18 protein-coding genes are annotated in these 20894 nt (G+C 68.7%); 7 read left to right on the top strand and 11 right to left on the bottom strand.

From position 1 onward, the window contains the following. The first annotated feature begins 47 nt into the window (after positions 1 to 47). From AC0685_RS27555 to AC0685_RS27540, 4 genes are all read left to right on the top strand, one after another. Positions 48 to 1313, top strand: a complete 1266-nt coding sequence (locus AC0685_RS27555) for an NAD(P)/FAD-dependent oxidoreductase (RefSeq protein ID WP_478228183.1) — start codon at positions 48 to 50, stop codon at positions 1311 to 1313. Beyond that, complete coding sequence (locus AC0685_RS27550; protein ID WP_478228182.1) at positions 1310 to 1480, top strand: transposase; 171 nt, start codon at positions 1310 to 1312, stop codon at positions 1478 to 1480. The genes AC0685_RS27555 and AC0685_RS27550 overlap by 4 nt, the downstream gene beginning before the upstream one ends. Positions 1481 to 1569: 89 nt before the next feature. Further along, positions 1570 to 2028 (top strand): GreA/GreB family elongation factor, encoded by a 459-nt coding sequence (locus AC0685_RS27545; protein ID WP_478228181.1) that lies wholly within the window; start codon positions 1570 to 1572, stop codon positions 2026 to 2028. 81 nt (positions 2029 to 2109) lie between these two features. Next, positions 2110 to 2553 (top strand): DUF6389 family protein, encoded by a 444-nt coding sequence (locus AC0685_RS27540; protein ID WP_478228180.1) that lies wholly within the window; start codon positions 2110 to 2112, stop codon positions 2551 to 2553. A gap of 76 nt (positions 2554 to 2629) precedes the next feature. Here AC0685_RS27540 and AC0685_RS27535 read toward each other — a convergent pair whose 3' ends face one another. The 3 genes from AC0685_RS27535 to AC0685_RS27525 are packed head-to-tail and all read right to left on the bottom strand — an operon-like array spanning position 2630 to position 6205. Then, positions 2630 to 4807, bottom strand: a complete 2178-nt coding sequence (locus AC0685_RS27535) for a xanthine dehydrogenase family protein molybdopterin-binding subunit (protein WP_478228179.1) — start codon at positions 4805 to 4807, stop codon at positions 2630 to 2632. Next, positions 4804 to 5766, bottom strand: coding sequence for an FAD binding domain-containing protein (locus AC0685_RS27530; protein ID WP_478228178.1), 963 nt, complete (start codon positions 5764 to 5766; stop codon positions 4804 to 4806). The genes AC0685_RS27535 and AC0685_RS27530 overlap by 4 nt, the downstream gene beginning before the upstream one ends. Then, on the bottom strand, positions 5753 to 6205 hold the full coding sequence (locus AC0685_RS27525) for a (2Fe-2S)-binding protein (RefSeq protein WP_478228177.1): 453 nt from the start codon (positions 6203 to 6205) through the stop codon (positions 5753 to 5755). Before AC0685_RS27525 ends, AC0685_RS27530 begins: the two co-directional genes overlap by 14 nt. 222 nt (positions 6206 to 6427) lie before the next feature. On the opposite strand from AC0685_RS27525, the gene AC0685_RS27520 reads away from it, so the two are divergent. Next, a complete protein-coding gene (locus AC0685_RS27520; RefSeq protein WP_478228176.1) occupies positions 6428 to 7003 on the top strand; it encodes a TetR/AcrR family transcriptional regulator in 576 nt (191 codons plus the stop codon). Between the two features lie 32 nt (positions 7004 to 7035). Here the strand turns inward: AC0685_RS27520 and AC0685_RS27515 are convergent, their stop codons facing one another. Continuing rightward, the gene (locus tag AC0685_RS27515) at positions 7036 to 8775 is read right to left on the bottom strand and encodes a pyruvate dehydrogenase (protein ID WP_478228175.1); all 1740 of its coding nucleotides are present in this window, start codon (positions 8773 to 8775) and stop codon (positions 7036 to 7038) included. A gap of 352 nt (positions 8776 to 9127) precedes the next feature. Then, positions 9128 to 9718 carry a cysteine hydrolase family protein gene (locus tag AC0685_RS27510; RefSeq protein ID WP_478228174.1) on the bottom strand — a complete coding sequence of 197 codons (591 nt, stop codon included), beginning with the start codon at positions 9716 to 9718 and terminating at the stop codon, positions 9128 to 9130. Between the two features lie 120 nt (positions 9719 to 9838). On the opposite strand from AC0685_RS27510, the gene AC0685_RS27505 reads away from it, so the two are divergent. Next, positions 9839 to 10795: a helix-turn-helix domain-containing protein gene (locus AC0685_RS27505; RefSeq protein WP_478228173.1), complete on the top strand. Its 957-nt coding sequence runs from the start codon at positions 9839 to 9841 to the stop codon at positions 10793 to 10795. A gap of 456 nt (positions 10796 to 11251) precedes the next feature. On the opposite strand, the gene AC0685_RS27500 is transcribed toward AC0685_RS27505, so the two are convergent. Then, a complete protein-coding gene (locus tag AC0685_RS27500; protein WP_478228172.1) occupies positions 11252 to 11617 on the bottom strand; it encodes an ArsR/SmtB family transcription factor in 366 nt (121 codons plus the stop codon). A gap of 267 nt (positions 11618 to 11884) precedes the next feature. On the opposite strand from AC0685_RS27500, the gene AC0685_RS27495 reads away from it, so the two are divergent. Next, positions 11885 to 12544, top strand: coding sequence for a hypothetical protein (locus AC0685_RS27495; protein WP_478228171.1), 660 nt, complete (start codon positions 11885 to 11887; stop codon positions 12542 to 12544). 14 nt (positions 12545 to 12558) lie between these two features. On the opposite strand, the gene AC0685_RS27490 is transcribed toward AC0685_RS27495, so the two are convergent. The 5 genes from AC0685_RS27490 to AC0685_RS27470 all read right to left on the bottom strand — a co-directional run bounded on the left by AC0685_RS27490 (position 12559) and on the right by AC0685_RS27470 (position 20671). After that, positions 12559 to 12708 (bottom strand): hypothetical protein, encoded by a 150-nt coding sequence (locus tag AC0685_RS27490; RefSeq protein ID WP_185927105.1) that lies wholly within the window; start codon positions 12706 to 12708, stop codon positions 12559 to 12561. Between the two features lie 391 nt (positions 12709 to 13099). Then, on the bottom strand, positions 13100 to 13906 hold the full coding sequence (gene map, locus AC0685_RS27485; RefSeq protein ID WP_478228170.1) for a type I methionyl aminopeptidase: 807 nt from the start codon (positions 13904 to 13906) through the stop codon (positions 13100 to 13102). 80 nt (positions 13907 to 13986) lie between these two features. Continuing rightward, on the bottom strand, positions 13987 to 15357 hold the full coding sequence (locus AC0685_RS27480) for an aspartate aminotransferase family protein (RefSeq protein WP_478228169.1): 1371 nt from the start codon (positions 15355 to 15357) through the stop codon (positions 13987 to 13989). Further along, the gene (locus AC0685_RS27475; protein ID WP_478228168.1) at positions 15354 to 19406 is read right to left on the bottom strand and encodes a Pls/PosA family non-ribosomal peptide synthetase; all 4053 of its coding nucleotides are present in this window, start codon (positions 19404 to 19406) and stop codon (positions 15354 to 15356) included. The genes AC0685_RS27480 and AC0685_RS27475 overlap by 4 nt, the downstream gene beginning before the upstream one ends. Next, a complete protein-coding gene (locus tag AC0685_RS27470) occupies positions 19403 to 20671 on the bottom strand; it encodes an aspartate kinase (protein WP_478228167.1) in 1269 nt (422 codons plus the stop codon). Before AC0685_RS27470 ends, AC0685_RS27475 begins: the two co-directional genes overlap by 4 nt. Positions 20672 to 20894: the final 223 nt, after the last annotated feature.

Raw genomic sequence — 20894 nt, 5'->3', positions numbered from 1 at the left:
CGAGCCATCCTGACCGCGACAGCACCACTCGTGCAGCGGAGGAATTCATGGGCGAGCTCGACCGGATCGACGGCGGCCCGCGTTCGGCGATCGTGATCGGAGCCGGCGTGGTCGGCCTGTCGACCGCGTGGTTCCTGCAAGAACGTGGCGTCGGCGTCACGGTGCTGGATCGCGAAGGCATCGCGGCGGGAGCGTCATGGGGCAATGCCGGCTGGCTCTCCCCTGGCCTCGCGATCCCGCTCAACGATCCCGGCGTCCTTCGCTACGGGCTGCGTACCCTGCTGGACCGGCAGGCACCGCTGCACGTCCCGCCGTCCCCCGATCCGCGGCTGTGGTCGTTCCTCGCCCGCTTCGCCGCGAACTGCACCGGGCGATCGTGGACTCGCGCGGTCGAAGCGAACTCGCCCCTGAACGAAGAGTGCCTGGAAGCCTTCGGCGTCCTCACCGCGAACGGGGTGGACGCGCCGACCATCGAAGCGCCGATCACGGCGGCGTTCGAGACCGCGGACCAGGCCTCGGCGCTGATCTCCGAACTGCGGCGCGTCGCGGAGACGGGTCAGGACATCTCCTGGACACGACTCACCGCGGCCGATCTCGCCGAGCGGTTCCCCCAGGCCACGGCCCGGCTCGGCGCCGCCGTCCGGATCGACGGTCAGCGCTACGTGGACCCTGGCCGGTTCGTCGAGTCGCTCGCACGGGCGGTGGTCGGCCGGGGCGGCACGATCCGCCACAAGTTCGAGGTCGCCTCCCTGCGCGCGCACCGGCACGCGCTGAGCGTGCGCTCGAAGACCGGCCAGACGGTGAACGCCAACGCGGTCGTGCTGGCGACCGGGGCCTGGCTGGGTGACCTGGGCCGGAAGTGGGGAGTCAAGATCCCCGTCCGCGCCGGACGCGGCTACTCCTTCACCGTGCCGACCGACCGCCCGGTGCCCGGCCCGCTCTACCTGCCGGACATCCGTGTGGCGTGCACGCCGTACCGGGACGGCCTCCGTGTGGCCGGGACGATGGAGTTCCGGAAGCCGGACGCGCCGCTGGATCCGGCCCGGATCGCCGCGATCATCGCGTCAGCACGGCCCTTCCTCACCGGCCTGGACTGGGAGGGGCACACCGACGAATGGGTCGGCTCCCGCCCGGTCACCACCGACGGGCGGCACGTGATCGGCGCGACGAGCACCCCGGGGCTCTACGTCGCCGGCGGGCACGGGATGTGGGGACTGACCCACGGCCCGATCACCGGACGACTCCTGGCCGAGCACATCACCACCGGCAAACAACCTGAGGCCCTGCGCCCCTTCGACCCGCTTCGCCGATGACTCCGGACAACGAAACGCCGCCGGCCGAACAGTCCGAAGTGGACCGTCTTCGCGCCGAGAACGCCCTCCTCCGCGCCGAGAAGGACCTTCTGCTGAAGGCCGCGATCGGGTTCGCCACCGACGCCGGCGTCTTCCGGCACAAGTCACCCGAACCCGAGGCCCGCTGACCGACGCGGGCTTCACCGAAGGTCTGTGGGGGGCGGGCCGTTTCCGCGCCCGGCCCCCACAGACGTATCCCCGAAAGGCGATCACCATCATGTCCACCGTCTCGTCAGGCCCTTGGCTGACCCCGGAAGCGCACGCGCGCCTGGTGCGGGAACTCGCCACGTTGCGGCGCCCCGGCACCGGCGACCGGTACGGTGACGACGAAATCGCGCACAACACCCACCGGCAGGCCCGGATCCGGCAGATCGAGGACATGCTGCGCGGCGCCGTCGTCGGACAGGATCCTCCCGACGACGGGATCGCCGAGCCCGGCATGGTGCTCACCGTCCGGTACGACGACGGCGACACCGAGACCTTCCTGCTCGGCACGCGGGACGAGGCCGGCCACGGCGCACTCGAGGTCTACTCCCCCGACTCCCCGCTCGGCCGCGCGCTTCACGGCGCGCAACCGGGCGAGAGGCGGGAGTATCGCGTGCCCAGCGGCGGGGCGGTGGGCGTCACGCTTATCGACGCCAAGCCTTACGGACGCCATAGGGAGACCGCGCATTGACGGACCGGCGATGCGGAGTTCCGGGGTCATGAGTGACAAGGGGCGCTAGTGCGGTCACACGGGCGCGCTAAATTGTCCTGTGTGGACCAGGAAGAGTACCGCCGGAGACTGCGCCGCGTGCTCGACGCGCATTCCGAAGACGTCGCCACGCGGCTGAGGAGGATCGTCGAGGCGATCGGGGACACCGTCGAAAGCCTGCAGATCGAGGTCTTCCCCGACCAGGACGGCGAGGGCACCTTCGACGTCTGGGCCCGGTTCGAAGGCCGGGATTCCTACGTGCTGAACAAACCGATCGACGAACACCGCCATCTGTTCGGCGTCGTCCACCACGAAACAGGCTGGGAACCCGACGTACCGCCGCTTCCGCGAGGGCTCTCGGCGGACCTCGTCGTCGACACGGCCGCCGACTGGATCGACTCGGTGTGGACCCGGACGGTCATCCGGCCGCTGTCGATTCCGGTGGAGGTGTCCTCCCCGGACGGTTACGGCACGGCCACCCCGATACCGCGGGTACGCCCGATGTGACGTGGCTCAGTGACCTTGGCGACCGTCGCGTTCGTGGAGATCCGGGACGTCACGTGTCCCGAATCTCCACGATCTCCTAGGACTCGTCGAGGAGGTCCTCGATGAGGATGGGGATGTGCCGGACCCGGATGCCCGTGGCGTTGTGGACGGCGTTCGCGACGGCCGCCGCCATCCCGACGATGCCGATCTCGCCCAGCCCCTTCGCGCCGACCGAGTTGTGCAGGGTGTCCGGATACGCGAGGAAGTGGACGTCGACCTCGGGGATGTCCGCGTTCACCGGGATCAGGTAGCTCGCGAAGTCACCGTTGGCGAATCGCCCGTTCTCCTCGACCTCCAACCCCTCGTGCAGGGCTGCCGAAACACCCCAGATCATGCCTCCGAGGATCTGGCTCCGAGCCGCCACGGGGTTGATGATCCGGCCGGCGTCGAACACCCCGAGCATGCGGGACACCCGGATCTCGCGGGTCCACTCGTGCACGCGGACTTCGCAGAACTGCGCACCGAACGAGCTGAACGAATGTTTCGTCAGCTCCTCGCCGGGAGCCGAGGAACCGGTCACGGACAACGAGGGTCGGCCCAGTGCCCGCAACAGTTCCCCGAAGGACATCGTCCGGTCTCCAGCCAGCACCCGGCCGTCCGCGTAGGAGACGTCCATGCCGTCGAACGGCGCGCCCGGTGCCGACGCCAGTGCGAGCAGCTCGTCGATCGCCTTGGCCGCGGCGATCATGATGGCCGTGCCCGCGCTCGCGGTAGCCGTGGAACCGCCGGACATGCCTCCGGGCGGCAGGGTCGAATCGCCGAGCCGCGGCACCACCCGGTCCGGCGGGATGTCCAGCGACTCCCCGCCCACCAGCGAAAGCACGGTCAGCAGGCCCGTCCCGGGGTCCGCCCCGCTGGTCTCGACGACCGCCGTGTCGTCGGGCAGCAGGGTGATCCCGACCGTGGCCGGGAACCGCAGCGCGGGGAACATGGCGGTGGCCGTGCCCATGCCCACGAGCCAGTCGCCGTCCGTGCGCCCGTGGGGCGCGCGATCCGCCCAGCCGAATCGCGCCGCGCCGACGCGGAAACATTCGTCGAGGTGTTTGCTCGACCACTGCAGATCCTTGCCGGGCGGAGCGGTCGAATTGTTCCGCTGCCGCAGCTCGATCGGGTCCATGCCCAGCGCGACCGCGAGTTCGTCGATCGCGCTCTCCAGCGCGAAGGATCCCGGTGCCTCACCCGGCGCCCGCATGAAGGTGGTCGGCGGGATGTTGAGCGGCACCATCTTCTGGCTGATGGCCAGGTTCCGGGTGGCGTACCACTCGCGCGACGTGCCGTGTGACGTCGGCTCGACGAACGACCGGTCCAGGGGCGTGCTGCACCACGAATCGTGCCGCAGCGCGTTCAGCGTGCCGTCGTGCTCCGCGCCGAGGGCGATCTTCTGCACCGTCGCGGCGCGGCCCGCGGTCGCGGTGAAGACCTGCTCCCGGCCGAGCACGGCTTTCACCGGCCTGCCCAGCACCCTGGCCGCCGCCGCGGCGAGGAACGCCGGGGTGGACGTGCGGCCCTTGCCCCCGAACGCGCCGCCGACGAAGGGATTCACCGCGTGCACCTCGGACGGCTTCGTGTCCAGCGCCATCGCCAGCTCCGCCGCCTGGAGGTCGGATCCCTGGTTGCCGCTGTGGATCGTCAGGCCGTCGGGCCCCCACACCGCGACCGCGGAATGCGGTTCCATCGCGGCGTGGTGCTGAGGCGCGGTGGTGTACGTGGCTTCGACGACCACCGGGCTCTCGGCGAGCGCGTCCTCGATGGACTCGACACCCGGGGCGAGCACTGCGAGGGCCGACGGGCCACCATCTCTCGCGGCGGGCGGCTCTTCGGCCGAGGCGAGGCCGTCCTCCAAGGACGTCTGGGCCGGCCTGGTCAGGTAGGAGACCTCGACCAGCATCGCCGCGTCGCGCGCCTGCTCGTAGGTCTCGGCGACCACGAACCCGATCGGCTGGCCGTAGTAGGTGACTTCCTTGTCCTGCAACGGAACCCAAGTCTCGCCCATGAACGGCGTGGCCGGAGTGCGCAGTTCCAGCGGATCGAATGGCGTGTACACGCCGACCACGCCGGGCGCGCCCTTCGCCGCCGTGACGTCCATCGTGTCGATCTCGCCGTGGGCGATCGTGCTGAGCACGACGTAACCGTGGACGAGTCCGGAGAAGGTGTGGTCCGCCCCGTACTCGGCCCGGCCGGTGACCTTCAGCGGCCCGTCCACCCTGCTGGTCATGAGCGGCTCCCCTCGGTCAGTTCGAGCAGCGCGCGGACGATGGTCCGCCGCAGCAACGACGTCTTGAATCCGTTCGCGGCCAACGGGCGTGTGCCCTCGGCGGCGAGTGCCGCGGCGTCTTCGAAGGCGGCGACCGTCGCGGGCGCACCCCGCAAGGCCTCCTCGACCGCGGGCAGCCGCCACGGTACGGTGGCCACGCCGCCTGCCGCGATCCGGGCGTCGACGACGCGCGAGTCTTCCACCCGCAGCGCGACCGCCGCGGAGCACAGCGCGAACTCGTAGGACTGCCTGTCCCGCACCTTGACGTAGGTGGAGTTCGACGCCCAGTCCAGCCGCGGGACTTCGACCTCGGCGATCAGTTCGCCGGGCCGCAGGTCGTTCTCGAGCTCAGGAGTGTCGCCGGGCAGGCGATAGAAGGAGCCCAGCTCGACGGTGCGGCTCCCGGTCTCGCTGACCAGGCGGAGCCGCGCATCGAGGGCGACCAGTGCGACGGCGACGTCGCTGGCGTGGGTCGCCACGCACGAATCGCTCGTGCCCAGCACCGCGTGCATCCGGTTGGCGCCCGAGATCGCCGGGCAGCCGCTGCCGGGGATTCGCCGGTTGCACGGCATGGCGACGTCGCGGAAGTACGAGCAGCGCGTGCGCTGCATGAGGTTTCCGCCGATGCTGGCCATGTTCCGGATCTGCTGGGAGGCGCTGAGCAGCAGCGCACGGGAGATCGCCGGGTACACCCCGGGATGTCCGGCGATGTCGGCCATGCGCTCCAGCGCCCCGAAGCGGAGCCCGTCGGTGGTGTCGATGCCACGCAGCGGTACCGCGTTGATGTCCAGCACCTGCGGTGGTGTCAGGACATTGAGCTTCATCAGGTCGACGAGTGTGGTCCCGCCCGCCAGGAACGTGCCGGACGAGCCGACCGCGTCTTCGACGGTCTCGGGTGCGAGCAGCTCAAAGGGACGCATCGGCTCTCCTCGCCTGCTCGACCGCGGCGACGATGTTCGGGTACGCCGCGCATCGGCAGAGATTGCCGGACATGAACTCCCGGACGTCCTCGACGCCTTGCTCGACGGCGGCGACGGCCGACATGACCTGCCCGGAGGTGCAGAATCCGCACTGCAGGGCGTCCTGATCGACGAACGCCTGCTGAACCGGATGCAACCCGTCCTCTGTGGACAGTGCTTCGACCGTGGTCACCGGCTGCTTCACGGTGGCGGCCAAGGTCAGGCAGGAGAGCACCGGACGGCCGCCGACGTGCACCGTGCAGGCGCCGCACTGCCCTCTGTCACAGCCCTTCTTCGGGCCCGTGACGGCGAGCCGCTCCCGCAGCGCGTCGAGCAGGGTCACCCCGGGATCGACCCCGAGATGTTCCGTACTGCCATTGACTTCGAGTGAGATGTCCACTGGATCTCTTTCCGCAGGTCGTCCGGGCCGGGCCCGACGGCGTAGGTTGAGGTGGTGGGAAGTCCGTTCGCGAAGTGAAGCGGATATTCATCCGCTTCGATTTTCAAGTTAGCGGATTACAATCCGCTCGGCAAGGTCGATGCTCGCCCTGGAGCCGCTCCAGGTCCGACGGGTTCCTCGGCTACATTCACCGGAGAACGAGGTCGGCGGACAGGAGGGACCATGACGACGGGATCGGTCAATCCCCGGCGTGCGGACACCCGCCGCAACCACGAGCGCATCCTCGCCACCGCGGCGAAATCGCTGGCCTGTTCCGGCGAAGTCTCGTTCAACGCCATCGCAAAGGAGGCCGAGGTCGGCGTCGGCACGGTGTACCGGCACTTCCCCACGCCGGAGGCCCTCATCCTGGCGGTGTACCGGCGTGAGGTGCGCCAGCTCGTCGAGATCGTGCCGAGCCTGCTCGAGAAGTACGCACCGGAGCAGGCGTTCCGCGTGTGGACGACCGACCACCTGGCGCACTACATGATGACCAAACGCGGCCTGGCCGACGCCCTGCGCGCCGCGACCGCCTCACGCGGCGAGCTGCCCGCGGGGGCCTACCAGGACATGGTCGGCGCGGTTTCCACCTTGCTGCAGGCCAACATCGACGCCGGCACCGTGCGCGCGGGCCTGGAGCCCGAGACCGTCCTACGTGGACTGGGCGGACTGCTGTACCTCGACCCGAAGGGCGAATGGCGGCGCGACGTCGCGAGCCTGCTCGACCTGCTGTGGCGCGGGATGGGCACCGGCCGGGCCTGACGCGCGACCTGCACCCCGGTGCCGCGAAAGCGTCACGGCCGCGGGATGTTGCGAAGGTTGGCCCGGGCGAGGTCGATCATCCGGCCGACCCCGCCTTCGAGAACGACCTTGCTCGCGGCCAAGGCGAATCCGCCGAGCTGACCGGCGGTGATATGCGGCGGGACGGACAGCGCGTTCGGATCGGTCACGACGTCCACCAGTGCCGGGCCGTCGTGGCTCAGCGCTTCCTTGAGCGCGGCGCGCAACCGGGTCGGGTCGGTCACCCGCTCGGCGCGCAAACCCGCACCACTGGCGATGGCGGCGAAGTCGACCGGGCGGTGGTCGGTCTGATAGTCGGGCAGGCCGTCCACCAGCATCTCCAGCTTCACCATGCCCAGCGAGGAGTTGTTGAACGTCATGATCTTGACCGGGAGGTCGTGCAAGGCCACGGTGAGCAGTTCGCCGAGCAGCATGCCCAGCCCACCGTCGCCGGACATCGACACGACCTGGCGTCCCGGATAGGCGAACTGCGCGCCGATGGCGTGCGGCAGGGCGTTGGCCATCGTGCCGTGCAGGAACGACCCGATGACCCGGCGGCGCCCGTTGGGGGTGAGATACCTGGCCGCCCAGACATTGCACATGCCGGTGTCGACGGTGAAGATCGCGTCGTCCGCGGCCAGTTCGTCGAGGAGATCCGCGGCGAACTCCGGGTGGATCGGCACGTGCCGCTCGACGTTGCGGGTGTAGGCGTCGACGACCTGTTCGAGCGTTTTGCAGTGATCACGCAGCATGCGGTCCAGGAACGTCCGGTCGGTCTTGCGCCGCAGGAGCGGCTGCACGGCCCGCAGGGTCTCCCGCACGTCGCCGTGTACCGCCAGTTCCAGCGGGGTACGCCTGCCGAGTCGGGTCGCGTCGTGGTCGACCTGCACGGTCCGGGCCTGGGGAAGGAAGGAGTCGTAAGGAAAATCGGTGCCCAGCAAGACCAGCAGATCCGCGTCGTGCATGGCCCGGTAGCAGGCGCCGTAGCCGAGCAGCCCGCTCATCCCGACGTCGTAGGGATTGTCGTACTGGATCCATTCCTTGCCGCGCAGGCTGTGGCCGACCGGCGCCTGCACGGTCCCGGCCAGCTCCATCACCTCCGCGTGCGCGCCGCGCACCCCGGCGCCGGCGAACAAGGTGACGGTCTCGGCGTCGTTGATCAACTCGGCGAGCCGTGTCACCTGGGGTTCGGGTGGCATGACCGTCCCGTGCTCGGTGACCGGCTTCCCGGTCCCCGTGGGCGCGACAGCGTCGAGGTGCGCGATGTCGCCGGGCAGCACCAGCACCGAAACCTCGCCGCGGGACAACGCGTGCTGCATGGCGATCCGCAGCACCCTGGGCATCTGAGCGGGCCTGCTGATCTGTTCGCAATAGCCACTGCAGTCGACGAACAGCCGTTCGGGATGGGTTTCCTGGAAGAACCCGGTGCCGATCTGGCCGGACGGGATATGCGAGGCGAGCGCGAGCACCGGGGCGCCGGTGCGGTGGGCGTCGTAAAGCCCTTGCACCAGATGGGTGTTGCCGGGGCCGCAGCTCCCCGCGCACACCGCGAGCCGTCCGGTCAGCTGGGCCTCGGCGGCCGCGGCGAAGGCACCCGCCTCCTCGTTGCGGACATGGACCCACTCGATGCCCGGGGTGCGGCGGATCGCGTCGACGACGGGGTTGAGGCTGTCTCCGACCACGCCGTAGATCCGTTCCACCCCGGCCTGCACCAGGACTTGGACTAATTGCTCGGCGACGTTGGGCTTGGCCATCACGACCCCTTCGATGCTTCGGCGGCGAATACCCTCATGATCCACGTGCGGACCCCACCTCGCAGGTCCTGTTGAGGCATAAGGCAAGAATGGCCTGATCGAGGCAGCGGTGGGAGTGGGCTCGCCAAGGACCGGCTGAAGCTTGACCGCGTCGGTGCCATTGCCCCCTTGCTCGCCCGAAGTACATGAAGGAGCCCTTCCTGTACCTAGGCGCAAGGAAGAGGTCCTTCATGTACTCGGCAAGGTGTGAAGGTCGAGTTTCCTCGGCTGAGCCGAGGGAAGGGGGCCTTCACGCGCAGCTGCTGTGACTATTGGTGGACGTGGCGCTTGCCGGGTCCGTGAAGGCGCGGCCCTAGCCGAGTTCCGCCGAGGAACCGACGACGACGGCGTAGAGATCACCGATCGTCGCGAGCGCCGCGCGGTGCTGTTCCGCGGCGGTCACCGGACCGGCGACGGAAGGAAGCGCGCGCGTGGCACAGGCCGCGGCGACCACGGTCGGGGTGTTCCCGCGCAGGAACGCGCCCTCCGCGGTGAACGTGACGCACATATGGGTCATGAACCCGGCCACGACGACGTCCTGGTGCCCTGCGGCATCGACCAGCTCCCCCAGCCGGGTTCCGACGAACGAATTCGGCGCGGTCTTCACCACGACCTCCTCGCCCGGAACGGGGGCGACACGTTCGTGGATCCGGCCGATGTCCTGCCGGAGGTCGTACGGGCTGCCCTCGCCGCCGTCGTGCATGACGTGGATGACCGTCGCGCCCTCGGCACGAGCGCGCTCCAGCAAGGTGGCCGCCTCGTCGAGTGCCGCTCCCCAGCCGTCGAGCTCCATCACGCCGCGCGTGTAGGTGTTCTGGTAGTCGACGAGGATCACGGTCGCGTCCGAGAGCGTCGCGGGGGTCGTCGGCAAGGTGCTGATTTCGCGGAGAGTGGTGCTGGTCATCGTGTGTTCCTTCGCTTTCCGGTCGGTACGGCTACCATGATTGCTGACCCGATCCGATAGTGAGATACGGATTCGGGTCAGCTGTGGTCGAGATCGGCCGACATCCGCGGGAAGGGAACGATGCGCGCTCCGAGTGTGGCCGTCCTGGCGTTCGAGGGGATCAGCCCGTTCCATCTCGCCGTGCCGTCGCTGGTGTGGGGACCCGAATCGCCGGCGGGCGACATGGAGCCGTGGCCGATCACGGTCGTCGCCGTCGAACCGGGCAGACTCACCACGAGCGCCGGTTATTCGATCGACGTTCCCGCCGGTCTCGGCACCCTCGCGGAAGCCGACATCGTCGTGGTGCCATGGTGGTCCGACCCGGAAACCTCGACGCCCTCGCCCGTGGCCGCCGCGTTGCGAGCCGCGCACGAACGCGGAGCGCTCGTCGTCGGGCTCTGCCTGGGAGTCTTCGCTCTCGCGGACGCGGGCATCCTCGACGGGCGCGCCGCGACCACCCACTGGAAATGGGTCGAAACCTTCCGGAGGCGCTTCCACTTCGTAGAACTGCGTCCAGAGGAGCTATACGTCGACGAAGGTGACGTCGTGACCGGCGCGGGCGCGACCGCTGGGATCGACACGTGCCTTCACCTGCTCGCCCGCACGGCCGGGCAGGTCGTCGCCAACCGGGTCGCCCGGCGGATCGTCGCCGCGCCGCACCGTCCCGGCGGCCAGGCCCAGTTCATCGAACTGCCCGTCCCCGCCGCGGACGAGGATCCGCTCACCACCGTGATGAGCTGGGCGCGGTCCCATCTGGACGCGCAGCACAGCATCGACGACCTCGCCGCCCGGGCACATATGAGCCGCAGCACCTTCACTCGCTCGTTCCGCGCCCGCACCGGGACCACCGTCCACAGCTGGCTCGTCGCACAACGCCTCGCCCGGGCGCGCCAACTCCTCGAGACGACCTCGCTCGGCATCGACGCGGTCGCCGCGCAGTCCGGCTTCGGCACCCCTGCCCGTCTTCGCGAACACTTCGCCACCGCGCTGGGCACGACGCCGACGCGCTACCGAGTCGAGTTCTCCGCCCCGCGCTGATCGCCACGGGTTAGACACGCGGGCCGCCCGAGGCGAGAGAAATCCTTTTCTCGCCCGCTCATGGGAAAGTGGAATCCTTATTTCCGCAAACCGGCGGGACTGAGTGCGCGCGCGGAAAGAGTCGTGTCATACACTCGGCTTTTCACATCAGCGAATGGCTCACCCCAGAGGGTGATCTCTATCGAGTGCATTGCCCGGCGGAACTGGATCGAAGAAGGCATTCCGGGGCAAGATGGCCGGGCACGAAGACCGGCACGATGGAGGACCATGTGGAGCTGTGCGGAACCCCCATCTTCGACTCTCTGGTCGAGGAGACGAGGAGGACGGCCGCCGGAAATGGCACGCTCCACCGCGATGACAATTCAGAATCGAGCGAGCAACGCGCGGACGCCGTCGACGAAAACAAATGACGATCACCTGACGCCATGAGCAAACGAAATAGACCGTTTTCGATTTTCATCCCTTTTCGGATGAAGACACATCACCGGAAAATCCGGCGGAGTTCTGCAGATCGTCGAGCAACTCCAGCCGGCCGGCGATGACCCCGGTCAGGATCCCGCGAGCGACGGTGAGCAGTTCGGTGACCGACGGACTGGTCAGCGAGTAGGAGACGGTCGCGCCTTCCTTGCGGGGCACCACCAGGTTGGCGCGACGCAGGACGGCGAGCTGCTGCGACAGGTTGGCGGGCTCGATGCCGAGGTCGGCGAGCAGCTCCGAGACGTGATGCTCCCGCTCGCTGAGCAGTTCGAGCACACGGATCCGGACGGGGTGCCCCAGCGTCTTGAAGAACTCCGCCGTCGCCTGATACAGGGGGCTGTTCATCGGCATCCCTTCCCCGCAGGTCCAGCCGTCCGCACACCCCTGATCGTGCCCGATTTCCGGAGCCGCCGAACCTCACTCCGCGCCGATCGGGCGCGACCACACCCGATCAGGGCACAAAAACGCGTTATTTGAGCACCAGCACACGGTCACGAATTGCACAATTATGCAAGTCTGCATATCAGAGAAGGTGAGAACACCTGTGAGTCACGGCATGCGGGATTCCGCGAGCCTCTTGTCGATCCCCCGGCCCGCCACGAGGAGTGGACGGTGACCACCCGCCACTCCATCCCCACCGCCGCCACCCGGGCTCACCTCGTCCTCGCCGCGCACGCGGCGGAGCTGGCCGATCTCGCCGCGAACGCCGCCCGGGAGGACGCGTGCTCGACGCGGGATCATTCCGGCTTGATCGGGATGGCACAGCAGATCCTCGAGGCGGCGGTGGTCGCCGCGAGGCTCGACGGGAAGACTTGGCAGGAGATCGCGTGCGGACTCGACGGCGCGACCCCGCGGTCCGTGCGGACCCGGTACTGGCCCTCGGTCGCGCGGTTCCGCGCGGATCCCTTCCCCTCGCAGAACGCGCGCCGCGAGGGTGTGCCGGAGCACACCGAGCAGACGGCCTTCCACCTACGACGGCTGCCGACTCCGGAACAGCGACCCGACACCGCCGAGTCCGCGACGGAACCGGCCCGTTCGCCGGCCGGGCACCTCGCCCTGGTCACGATCCCGGCTGAACAGGGCGAAGGCGAAGCGGTACGCGAACCGGCGGCCGCGGACGCCCGGTTGAAGATCGCGGAAAGGCTGGTCGCCGCCTACGAGCGGATCGCGACCAGCGACCGTCAGCCCCCGCAATGGATCCTCGACGGTCTGGCCCACGCCCGCCGCACGGCCGCGGAACTCCGTGCCCACACGGGCACGCCACCTGAATGACTCTCGGCGGGAAGCTACACCGAGGTCGCGAGACCGGCTTCGCGGTCGAAGTCGTGCTCATCCTCGGTCTGCGTCCGCGCCACCATCTTCGCGACCAGGTCGAAGATCGGCGTGGCTTCCTGCGGGAAGGTCACGCTCTGCTGGTTCGCGCTCTCGGCGATCATGAACCGCTACTCCTCATGGGTGATGACAACAGCGACCATTCACTCTAACGGTCGCGCCGTGACGACGGGCCGTATTCGGAGTTTTCGGTCGAACATCACCCAGGGGCGACCAGGACGGAGGCCGGGCGATGCCACACCGCCCGGCCTCCGTGCCGGTGACGCCGGCGTTCGCGAAGCACCGGTTGGTCCCATCCCGTCGCCAAACGAGATGTCCGGCTTCACGAAATCATCCCTGTTGCCACAGACGACGGTGTTGATGGCGAAGGCCGATGATCGCCCGGTTGGGTGACCGGACGCGAGCGAGCCTATTCACGCCGGCGGCACCGGAGAACGAGAACCCCGCGACGCCGCCTGGTACGCACACCGGCGCTGCCCGAAAAGGCGAACGGGCTCAGGAATCCTTTGTGGACACACGGTCGGCGGCAACGTCGTCCTCGCGCCTGGTGAGCACCAGCGGAGCGCCTTCGGTGATCGCCACCGTGTGCTCGGAATGGGCCGCGCGGGAACCGTCGGCCGAGCGGATGGTCCAGCCGTCGTCGTCGAAGACGATCCGGTCGGTCGTGCGGGCGAACCAGGGTTCGAGCGCGACGGTGAGTCCCGGCTGGAGCTTCAGACCACGGCCCGCCTTGCCCTTGTTGGGAATGTGGAGTTCCTCGTGCATGGTGCGGCCGATGCCGTGGCCACCGAACTCGGTGTTCACCGGATAGCCGTGGGCACAGGCCACCGCCCAGATGGCCGCGGAGATGTCGCCGAGGCGATTGCCCGGACGCGCGGCCTCGATCGCGGCCTCCAATGCCTCCTCGGTGGCGCGGACGATCCGCAGATCCTCCTCGGCGGGCGTCCCGACGATGACCGTGCGCGCCGAGTCGGCCGCCCAGCCGTCGATCTTCACCGCGAGGTCCGCGGTGAGCACGTCCCCGTCGCGCAGCGTGTAGTCGTGGGGCAGGCCGTGCAGGACGGCGTCGTTGACCGCCAGGCAGATGACGTTGCGGAACGGGCCTTTGCCGAAGGACGGCGCGTAGTCCCAGTAGCACGACTCCGCGCCCCGCCGCTCGATCATGCCGCGTACGTGGTGTTCCAAGTCCATCAGGTTGACGCCCACGTTCGCGAGGTCGCCGACCTCGGTGAGCACTTCGGCGACGAAACGCCCGGTCACGTGCATGCGCTCGATCTCGGCGGGCGTCTTCAGTTCGATCATCGGATCCTCGTGTCGCTGATTGGTATTATTATACCGGCACCCTAGCAGTAGGCGGTATAATAATACCAATCAGCGGTGCCCTACCCTGCCGGGCAGCAGCGCTCGATCGCGTCGAGCAGGATCCCGCACGCGAGCTCGATCTCCTCGGCGGTCACGGTGAGCGGTGGCATCAGCCGGATCACGCTGTCGTCGCGGCCGCCGAGCTCGACGATCAGCCCATGCCGCAGCGCGTGGGCCCGCACGGCGCGGGCATATCCGCCTGCCGGGCGGCCATCGCTCGGATCGGCCAGCTCGATCCCCCACATCAGGCCGAGGCCACGGACCTCACGGACCCAGACGTGCTCGTGCAGGGTGTCGAGTCGTCGTGAGAGCTGCCGCCCGCGCTGCCGGACGTTGCCCAGCACGTCGTCCCGCCGGACGACGTGAACGGCCGCCGCGCCGGCGGCGAACGCGGTCTGGTTGCCCCGGAACGTGCCAGTGTGCGCGCCGGGCGCCCAGCCGTCCAGTCGCCGGTCGTAGAAGATCACCGCCACCGGAAGCCCCATCCCGCTCAAGGCCTTCGAAGCGATGATCACGTCGGGCTCGATGTCGTAGTGCTCGAAGGCGAACCAGGTTCCGGTGCGGCCGCAGCCCGTCTGCACCTCGTCGACGACGAGCGGGACGTCCAGTTCCGCGGTCAGCGCGCGGACACGCCGTACGAAGTCACGGTCCGCCGGGATGATCCCGCCTTCGCCTTGCACCATTTCGAGAATCACCGCGGCGGGAAGGGGGATACCGCCGTTGGGATCTCGCAGCGATCGTTCCAGCAGGCCAACGCAGTTGGTCTCGCACGTGTCGGGCGCAAGGCCCACCGGACACCGGGCGCAGTAGGAGTACGGGAAGAAATGCACGCCGGGTACGCCGTTGACGATCGGTCGTTTCTGGTCGACGAGACCGGTCAATGCCATCGCCGCGTGGCTCGAGCCGTGGAACCCGCCCTGGAAGGACACCAAGTCGCCACGGCCGGTCGTGGTCTTGCAGAGTTTGATCGCGGCGTCCACCGCGTTGGCCCCGCCGGGACCGCAGAAGTGCATCCGCATCCGCGAGCGCAGGCCAGGCGGCAGCATGGACAGCTGAGCGTCGACGAAGTCACGTTTCGCCGGCGTCGGGAAGTCCAAGCCGTGGGTGAGCACGTGGAGCTGTTCGGTGGCCGCGTGCACCAGTTCGGGATGGTTGTGGCCGAGGGAGAGCACACCCGCGCCCGCCAGGAAGTCGATGAAGACGTTCCCGTCCACGTCCCACAGGTAGCTTCCCGCCGCACCCGCGATCGCGATCGGCAGGTGGCGTGGATAGGCCCGCGCACTGGATTCCCACTGGCGCTGGTGTTCGAGGAACTCCGCGGAGCGCGGCCCCGGCAGGGAGCCCTCGACGCGAGGTGCCAGCGCCGGCCTCGTCGTGGAAGCGTGGGTCATGGCGACCTCCTTACCGCGGCGATCTCGGCGGCCGCTTCGAGTTCGACCGCCGGATTGGCGTGCCAGCGGGTTCGCGCCGGGGCCACGGTGCCCTTCATCAGGAACGCGTCGGCCTCGGCGATCACTCCTTCCTCCATCGTCACTCCATAGTGGACGAAGGCGCCGACACCGAGCGTGCATCCCGCGCCGATGGTGATGTGGTCGGATTTGAAGGTCCCGTCCTCGAGCGAATGTCCTTGCACGACGGTGTGCAGGTTGAGCACGCAGTCGTCGCCGATGCTCACCAGGGACCGTTCCGGGATGGCACATCCGTCGTCGAAGACACGGCGGCCGATCCGGACGCCGAGACGGCGCAAGAGGAACGGCTTGAACGTAGTCCCGTCGAACAACGCGAGATAGCGGGCGGGGCTGAGTTTCCAGAACCGTTCGTGCCGCCAGAAGGCCGGATCGTAGATCGAGCAGAACAGCGGCCGCATCGACCGGAAGCCCTGTACGGCCAGTTCCGCCAGCATGAGGAACGCGACCGAGAACACCAGCGTCGCCACGATGCCGCCACCGACGGCGAGCGGGCCGAACCGCGCGTGCAGGACTCCGGCCGCCGCGCCGATCAACAGGATTCCGAACAGGTGCAGCCAGTGCACGAGCAGGTAGACGCCGATGGTGACGGTGTTGTGCCGGTTCTTCGCCCTCAGGCCCCGGCGCAGCGCGTCCCCCGTGCCGAGGTGCTCGAACCCGGTGTCACGGCGGACGGTGCGAGGGATCTCGAACGCCGGCGAGCCCAAGAGGCCGACGTTCTCCCGGACCGGTCCGTCCAAGGGAACGAGGACCTTGGTGGCCAGCAGGCAGTTTCGGCCGATCTTCGCGCCCGGCGGGAAGGCGATTTCGTTGCCCAGGAACGCCTGCGGCGCGACGGACGTCCTGCGCAGCCGGAACGACGAAGCGGAGAAGTCGGCGTTGAGCAGCGAAAGGCCGTCAGAAACCATCGTCCCGGTGCCGACCGTGCTCAGGAACGGTGTCTCGTGCTTGACCTCGACCCCGAAGTTGGATCCGGTCTGCTGGACCTTCGACAGGTCGTACCCCAGCGCACGCAGGTAGTACACGATGTAGCTGCTGTCACCGAACAGGTACGTGTACGCGCGCAAGTTCGTCAGCCGCGCGATCAGCCGCTGGATCGCGAAATGCCTGCCATAGAGCGGGTAGACACGGTCCGGCCGGAGGAACAGGCCGAGCAGGCGCGGGATCGTGAGGACGACCACCAGCCCGGCGAGCAGCGCACCGAAGTACATCAGCGCCGAGTCGGCGATCCGGCCGAGGTAGAAGGCCCAGCTCGTGAAGTCCACCGTCGTCGTGAACCACTGTTCGACGAGCACACCGGCACCACCCAGCGTCAGGGGAAGCGTGCCGAGCAGCAGAAGCAGCACGCTGGCCACGCAGAAGACGATCGGCCTGAGCCTGCCGCGCGCGACCGTGCCCAGCGCCCGGTAGTCCACGCTGGAGAGGCGAGCGGGCGACCCGTGCCAGCTCTCGCCGCTGGGGACGGACTGTCCGGAGTGCAAGGACGACGAGTGGCCGAGCTGCGCGTCGTCTCCGAGCGCCGTGCCGATGTCGAGCACGGTCATCTCGCCGACGAAGGCGTTGGCGCCGAGCGTGACCGTGCCGGTCTGGATCCGGCCCGCTCTGGCGCGGTAGCCCGAGAAGTAGGCGTCCTTCCGGATGACCGCCCCGGCACCGACGCTGAGCAGATCGGTGCAGACCGGCGGGTTCCTGGAGAGGATCAGGGCGCCCTTGCCGATGTCCGCACCGAGCGCCCGCAGGTACCACGAGTACAGCGGAGTGCCGACGAACAGCATCAGTGGGCTGAACCTGACCAAGGTCTTGACTGTCCAGAAGCGCAGGTAGCCGACGCTCCACAGCGGGATCTCCCCCGGCTTCCACCGGCCGACGATCGCCCACTTCGCCAAGACCGGCACCACGGAGAGAACGACGAACACGGCGAGCCCGAGCCCGGCGGCGCGCGCGTAGCTCTCGGCGAAGCCCGTCGCGGCGTCGATCCAGGCGAATCCCGTGTCCAGGAGCCAGCCCGAACCGGCGGCATAGGCGAGGAAGGCAATGAGCTGGAACACTCCACAGAGGACGTACGACGCGGTGGACGCCCGGCGTGGCTCCTCGGCGCGAGCGACCATGACCTCGGCCGCGGAGGTGGCCGACTCGGCGAGGCCGCGAATGGTCGGGTTGAGGTACACCTCTCTGGCCGACAGCGGCGCGACCTCGCCACGATCCCGGATCACGGCGCAGAACTTGGCCAGCAGCAGGGAGTCGGCACCGTAGTCGTCGAAGAAGTGCCCCGTCACCGAGACCGGATCGATCCCGAGGACACCGCTCAAGGCCTCCGCCAAACGCAGTTCGGTCTCGGTGGCGGGCGCCACGTAGTCGACGTCGCTCGCCGCTCTTCTCGGGTTCGTGGGTGCCGGGAGATGCTTACGGTCGGCTTTGCCCGCCGGTGTCAACGGGATGTGGTCGAGCTGTTCGAGATAGGCGGGCACCATGTAGCCCGGCAGTAGTTCCGCCAAGCGGCGACGGAGTTCTCCGGGATCGACGTCCTCGTTGTCGCGCCGCAGGCTGTAGTAGGCGACCAGTTCGGTGGTGCCCGCGTCCGGATGGTGGGTCTCGACCACCGCCTGGGCGATGCCGGATATCCGCAGGAGGACCGACTCGATCTCGGTGAGCTCGACGCGGTAGCCACGGATCTTCACCTGTGTATCGGCACGGCCGTGGTATTCGATCTCCCCGTCCGGGGTGATCCGGCCCAGATCGCCGGTGCGGTAGATCCGGCGGGACGGATTGTGCCCGATGCCGAGGAAGTCCGGGATGAACGCGCGCTCGGTCAGGTCCGGCCGGTTCAGATAGCCGCCGGCGAGCCCGATCCCCGCGATACCGATCTCCCCCAGCTCACCCGCGGCCAGCGCCCTCGGCTCGTCCGGATCGAGGATGACGACCGAATAGGTGGGCAGGGGCACCCCGATGGTCACCGGCCGGTCGGGGCGCAGCACGGACCACGTCGCGGTGACCGTCGCCTCTGTCGGACCGTAGACGTTGAGGAATCGCCTGTCCGCGCGATACCAGCGACGTACGAGGTCTTCGGGACACGCTTCGCCGGACACCAGGAGGAACCGCAGCAGCGGCAGGTCCTCGTCGAGGCTGGCCAGCAGGGTCGGGACGCAGCACAACGCGGTGACCCGGTTCTCCCGCAGGAATTCGAGGAGATCGTGCCCGACGAGGGCGGCACCGCCGGGTTTCGGCACGAGCGTCGCACCGCTCAGCAACGGCACCCAGATCTCCTCGACCGAGAAGTCGAACGCGATCGTCATGCCCTGGTAGACCCTGTCGGTGTCCCGGATGCCGTAGACGTCGGCGGCGACCAGGACGAAGTTGCAGATAGAGGCGTGGTCGATCGTCACGCCTTTCGGTCGTCCGGTCGAGCCGGAGGTGTAGACGACGTAACAGAGTTCGTCGGCAGGTGTGCCCTTCTCGGCCGTGCTGAGCCGTGTTCCCGGCAGCGCGGCGATCCGGTCCGAGTCGTCGTCCAGGCAGACCAGGTCGACACTGCCCGGTTCGAACCGATCGCGCAGCCCGGAGGTCGAGATCACGAGCCGGACGCCGGCGTCCTGGACGATGTAGGCCAGACGGTCGTCCGGAAAGCCCACGTCCAGCGGCACATACGCCGCGTTGACCTTGAGCACGGCGAGCATCGCGACGTAGGGATGCACCGGTTCGGCGAACAGCAGCCCGATCCGGTCACCGGGCCGTACCCCTCGCGCCAGCAGGTGCCGGGCGAGCCGATTGGCTCGCTCGTCCAGCCCGTCGAACGTGACCTTCACGCCTCCTGCGTCCACTGCCAGGCGGTCTCCGAGCCCGTTGGCGCGCAACCGATCGCAGAGGCGCTCGTACAGCAGCTCCAGCCGGTCACCGGCCCGCCATCGAACCCGCTGTTCGTGGCCGTCGCAGGTCAGTACCAGGCCGTCGGTGGTGAACTGTCCGTACGGGCTCATGTCCTGTCCTCCGCCAAGCCGAAGGAGTCGTGCAGGGCTCGGACGGTCGTGTCGACGACGTCGGCGGGGATCACGGCGGTGAGGCGCGACTGCGACGTCGTCATCGACGGCACCGTGACCCGGTGACGGGCGAGGACCCGCAGCAACTCGGGCAGGAAACCGGGCGGATCGAGCAGTGCGGTACCGACCACGGATACCGAGCCGAGCTCCTCACAGACCGTGGAGCGGGCGTCCAGCTCCATCGCGAGCCGGGTGATCGGCGGACCGAGCGGCTCCGTACCCCGGACGGTGAACCTGAGTTCGCCGGGGTCGGGCCAGCTCAGATTCGCCGGTCTCACGCCGCAGCCGGCCAGCATCGTGAGCACGCGTGCGTAGCGATCGGGGTCCGCGGCCGAAACTTCGACCCGGACCAGCCGCACGTCGCGTTCGTGCGCGATACCGATGACGCGGGGAGTGCCTTCCAGCGGCTCTTCGCCCGCCGTGACGACGGTGGACGGGCCGGGATCCGAAGAATGCTTCACCCGCACCGCCACCCCGTGACGGCGCGCGAGCTCGACGGATCGGGGATGCAGCACGCGGGCGCCGAGCTCGGCGAGCTCGACCATGGTGTCGTAGGAGATCGTCCGGACCGGCCGGGTGTCCCGCACGATCCGGGGGTCGGCCGTGCGAACGCCGTGGACGTCGGTGCGGATCTCGCATTCGGAGCCACCGAGCGCGGCCGCCAGTGCCACCGCGGTGGTGTCGGAGCCACCTCTGCCCAGAGTCAGCAGTTCACCGTCGGCGGTCCGTCCCTGGAACCCGGCGACCACGACGACCCGCGCGTCCCGCAGCCGCGCGACGATCTTGCCGGGATCGACCCGGACGATGGTTCCCGCTCCCGGTTCGCCCGCGACCTCGATCCCCGCCTGATCACCCGACAGCGAGACGGCTTCGACCCCGCGCTCGGCCAGCGCCATGGCGAGCACCGCCGCGGAGGCCTGTTCGCCGGTCGCCATCAACTGGTCGAGTTCCCGGGGAGCGGGCGGTTCGGCGAATTCGCCTGCCAGCGCGATCAGCCGGTCGGTGCTGTCTCCCATCGCCGACACGACGAGGACGACCCGATGTCCCGCTTCGGCGATCGCCGCCACCTCGGCGGCCACCTGGTTCACCAATGCCGGGGTGGCCAGCGACGATCCACCGTATTTTCGTATGACCAGTCCTTCGCTTCGCGGATTACGTAAAGGTGCGTCCGGGCCGACATCGAGTTCCGGGGTATAATTCACCATTTTCCTTCATGGGGTCGTCGCCGCGAATGGCCGCATTCGCGGCTGGACATACGACAGGGTCCGGGAGTCCCTGCCGGACAAGGCGCCTTGGCAGGGATGACAGGTTTGGAAAGTAGTGCGGGACGCATTCCACGGATACCTCCATAAGTACGAAAGATCGGCCGTCCGTTTCTCGTGGGCCATAACCCGGCGACAGCGTGCAAGATTATGGCGGCAAACAGCC

This window comes from Amycolatopsis sp. NPDC043889, assembly GCF_056435645.1.
Note: the sequence above shows the minus strand (reverse complement) of the source record. Positions and strands in the feature narration are given on the sequence as shown.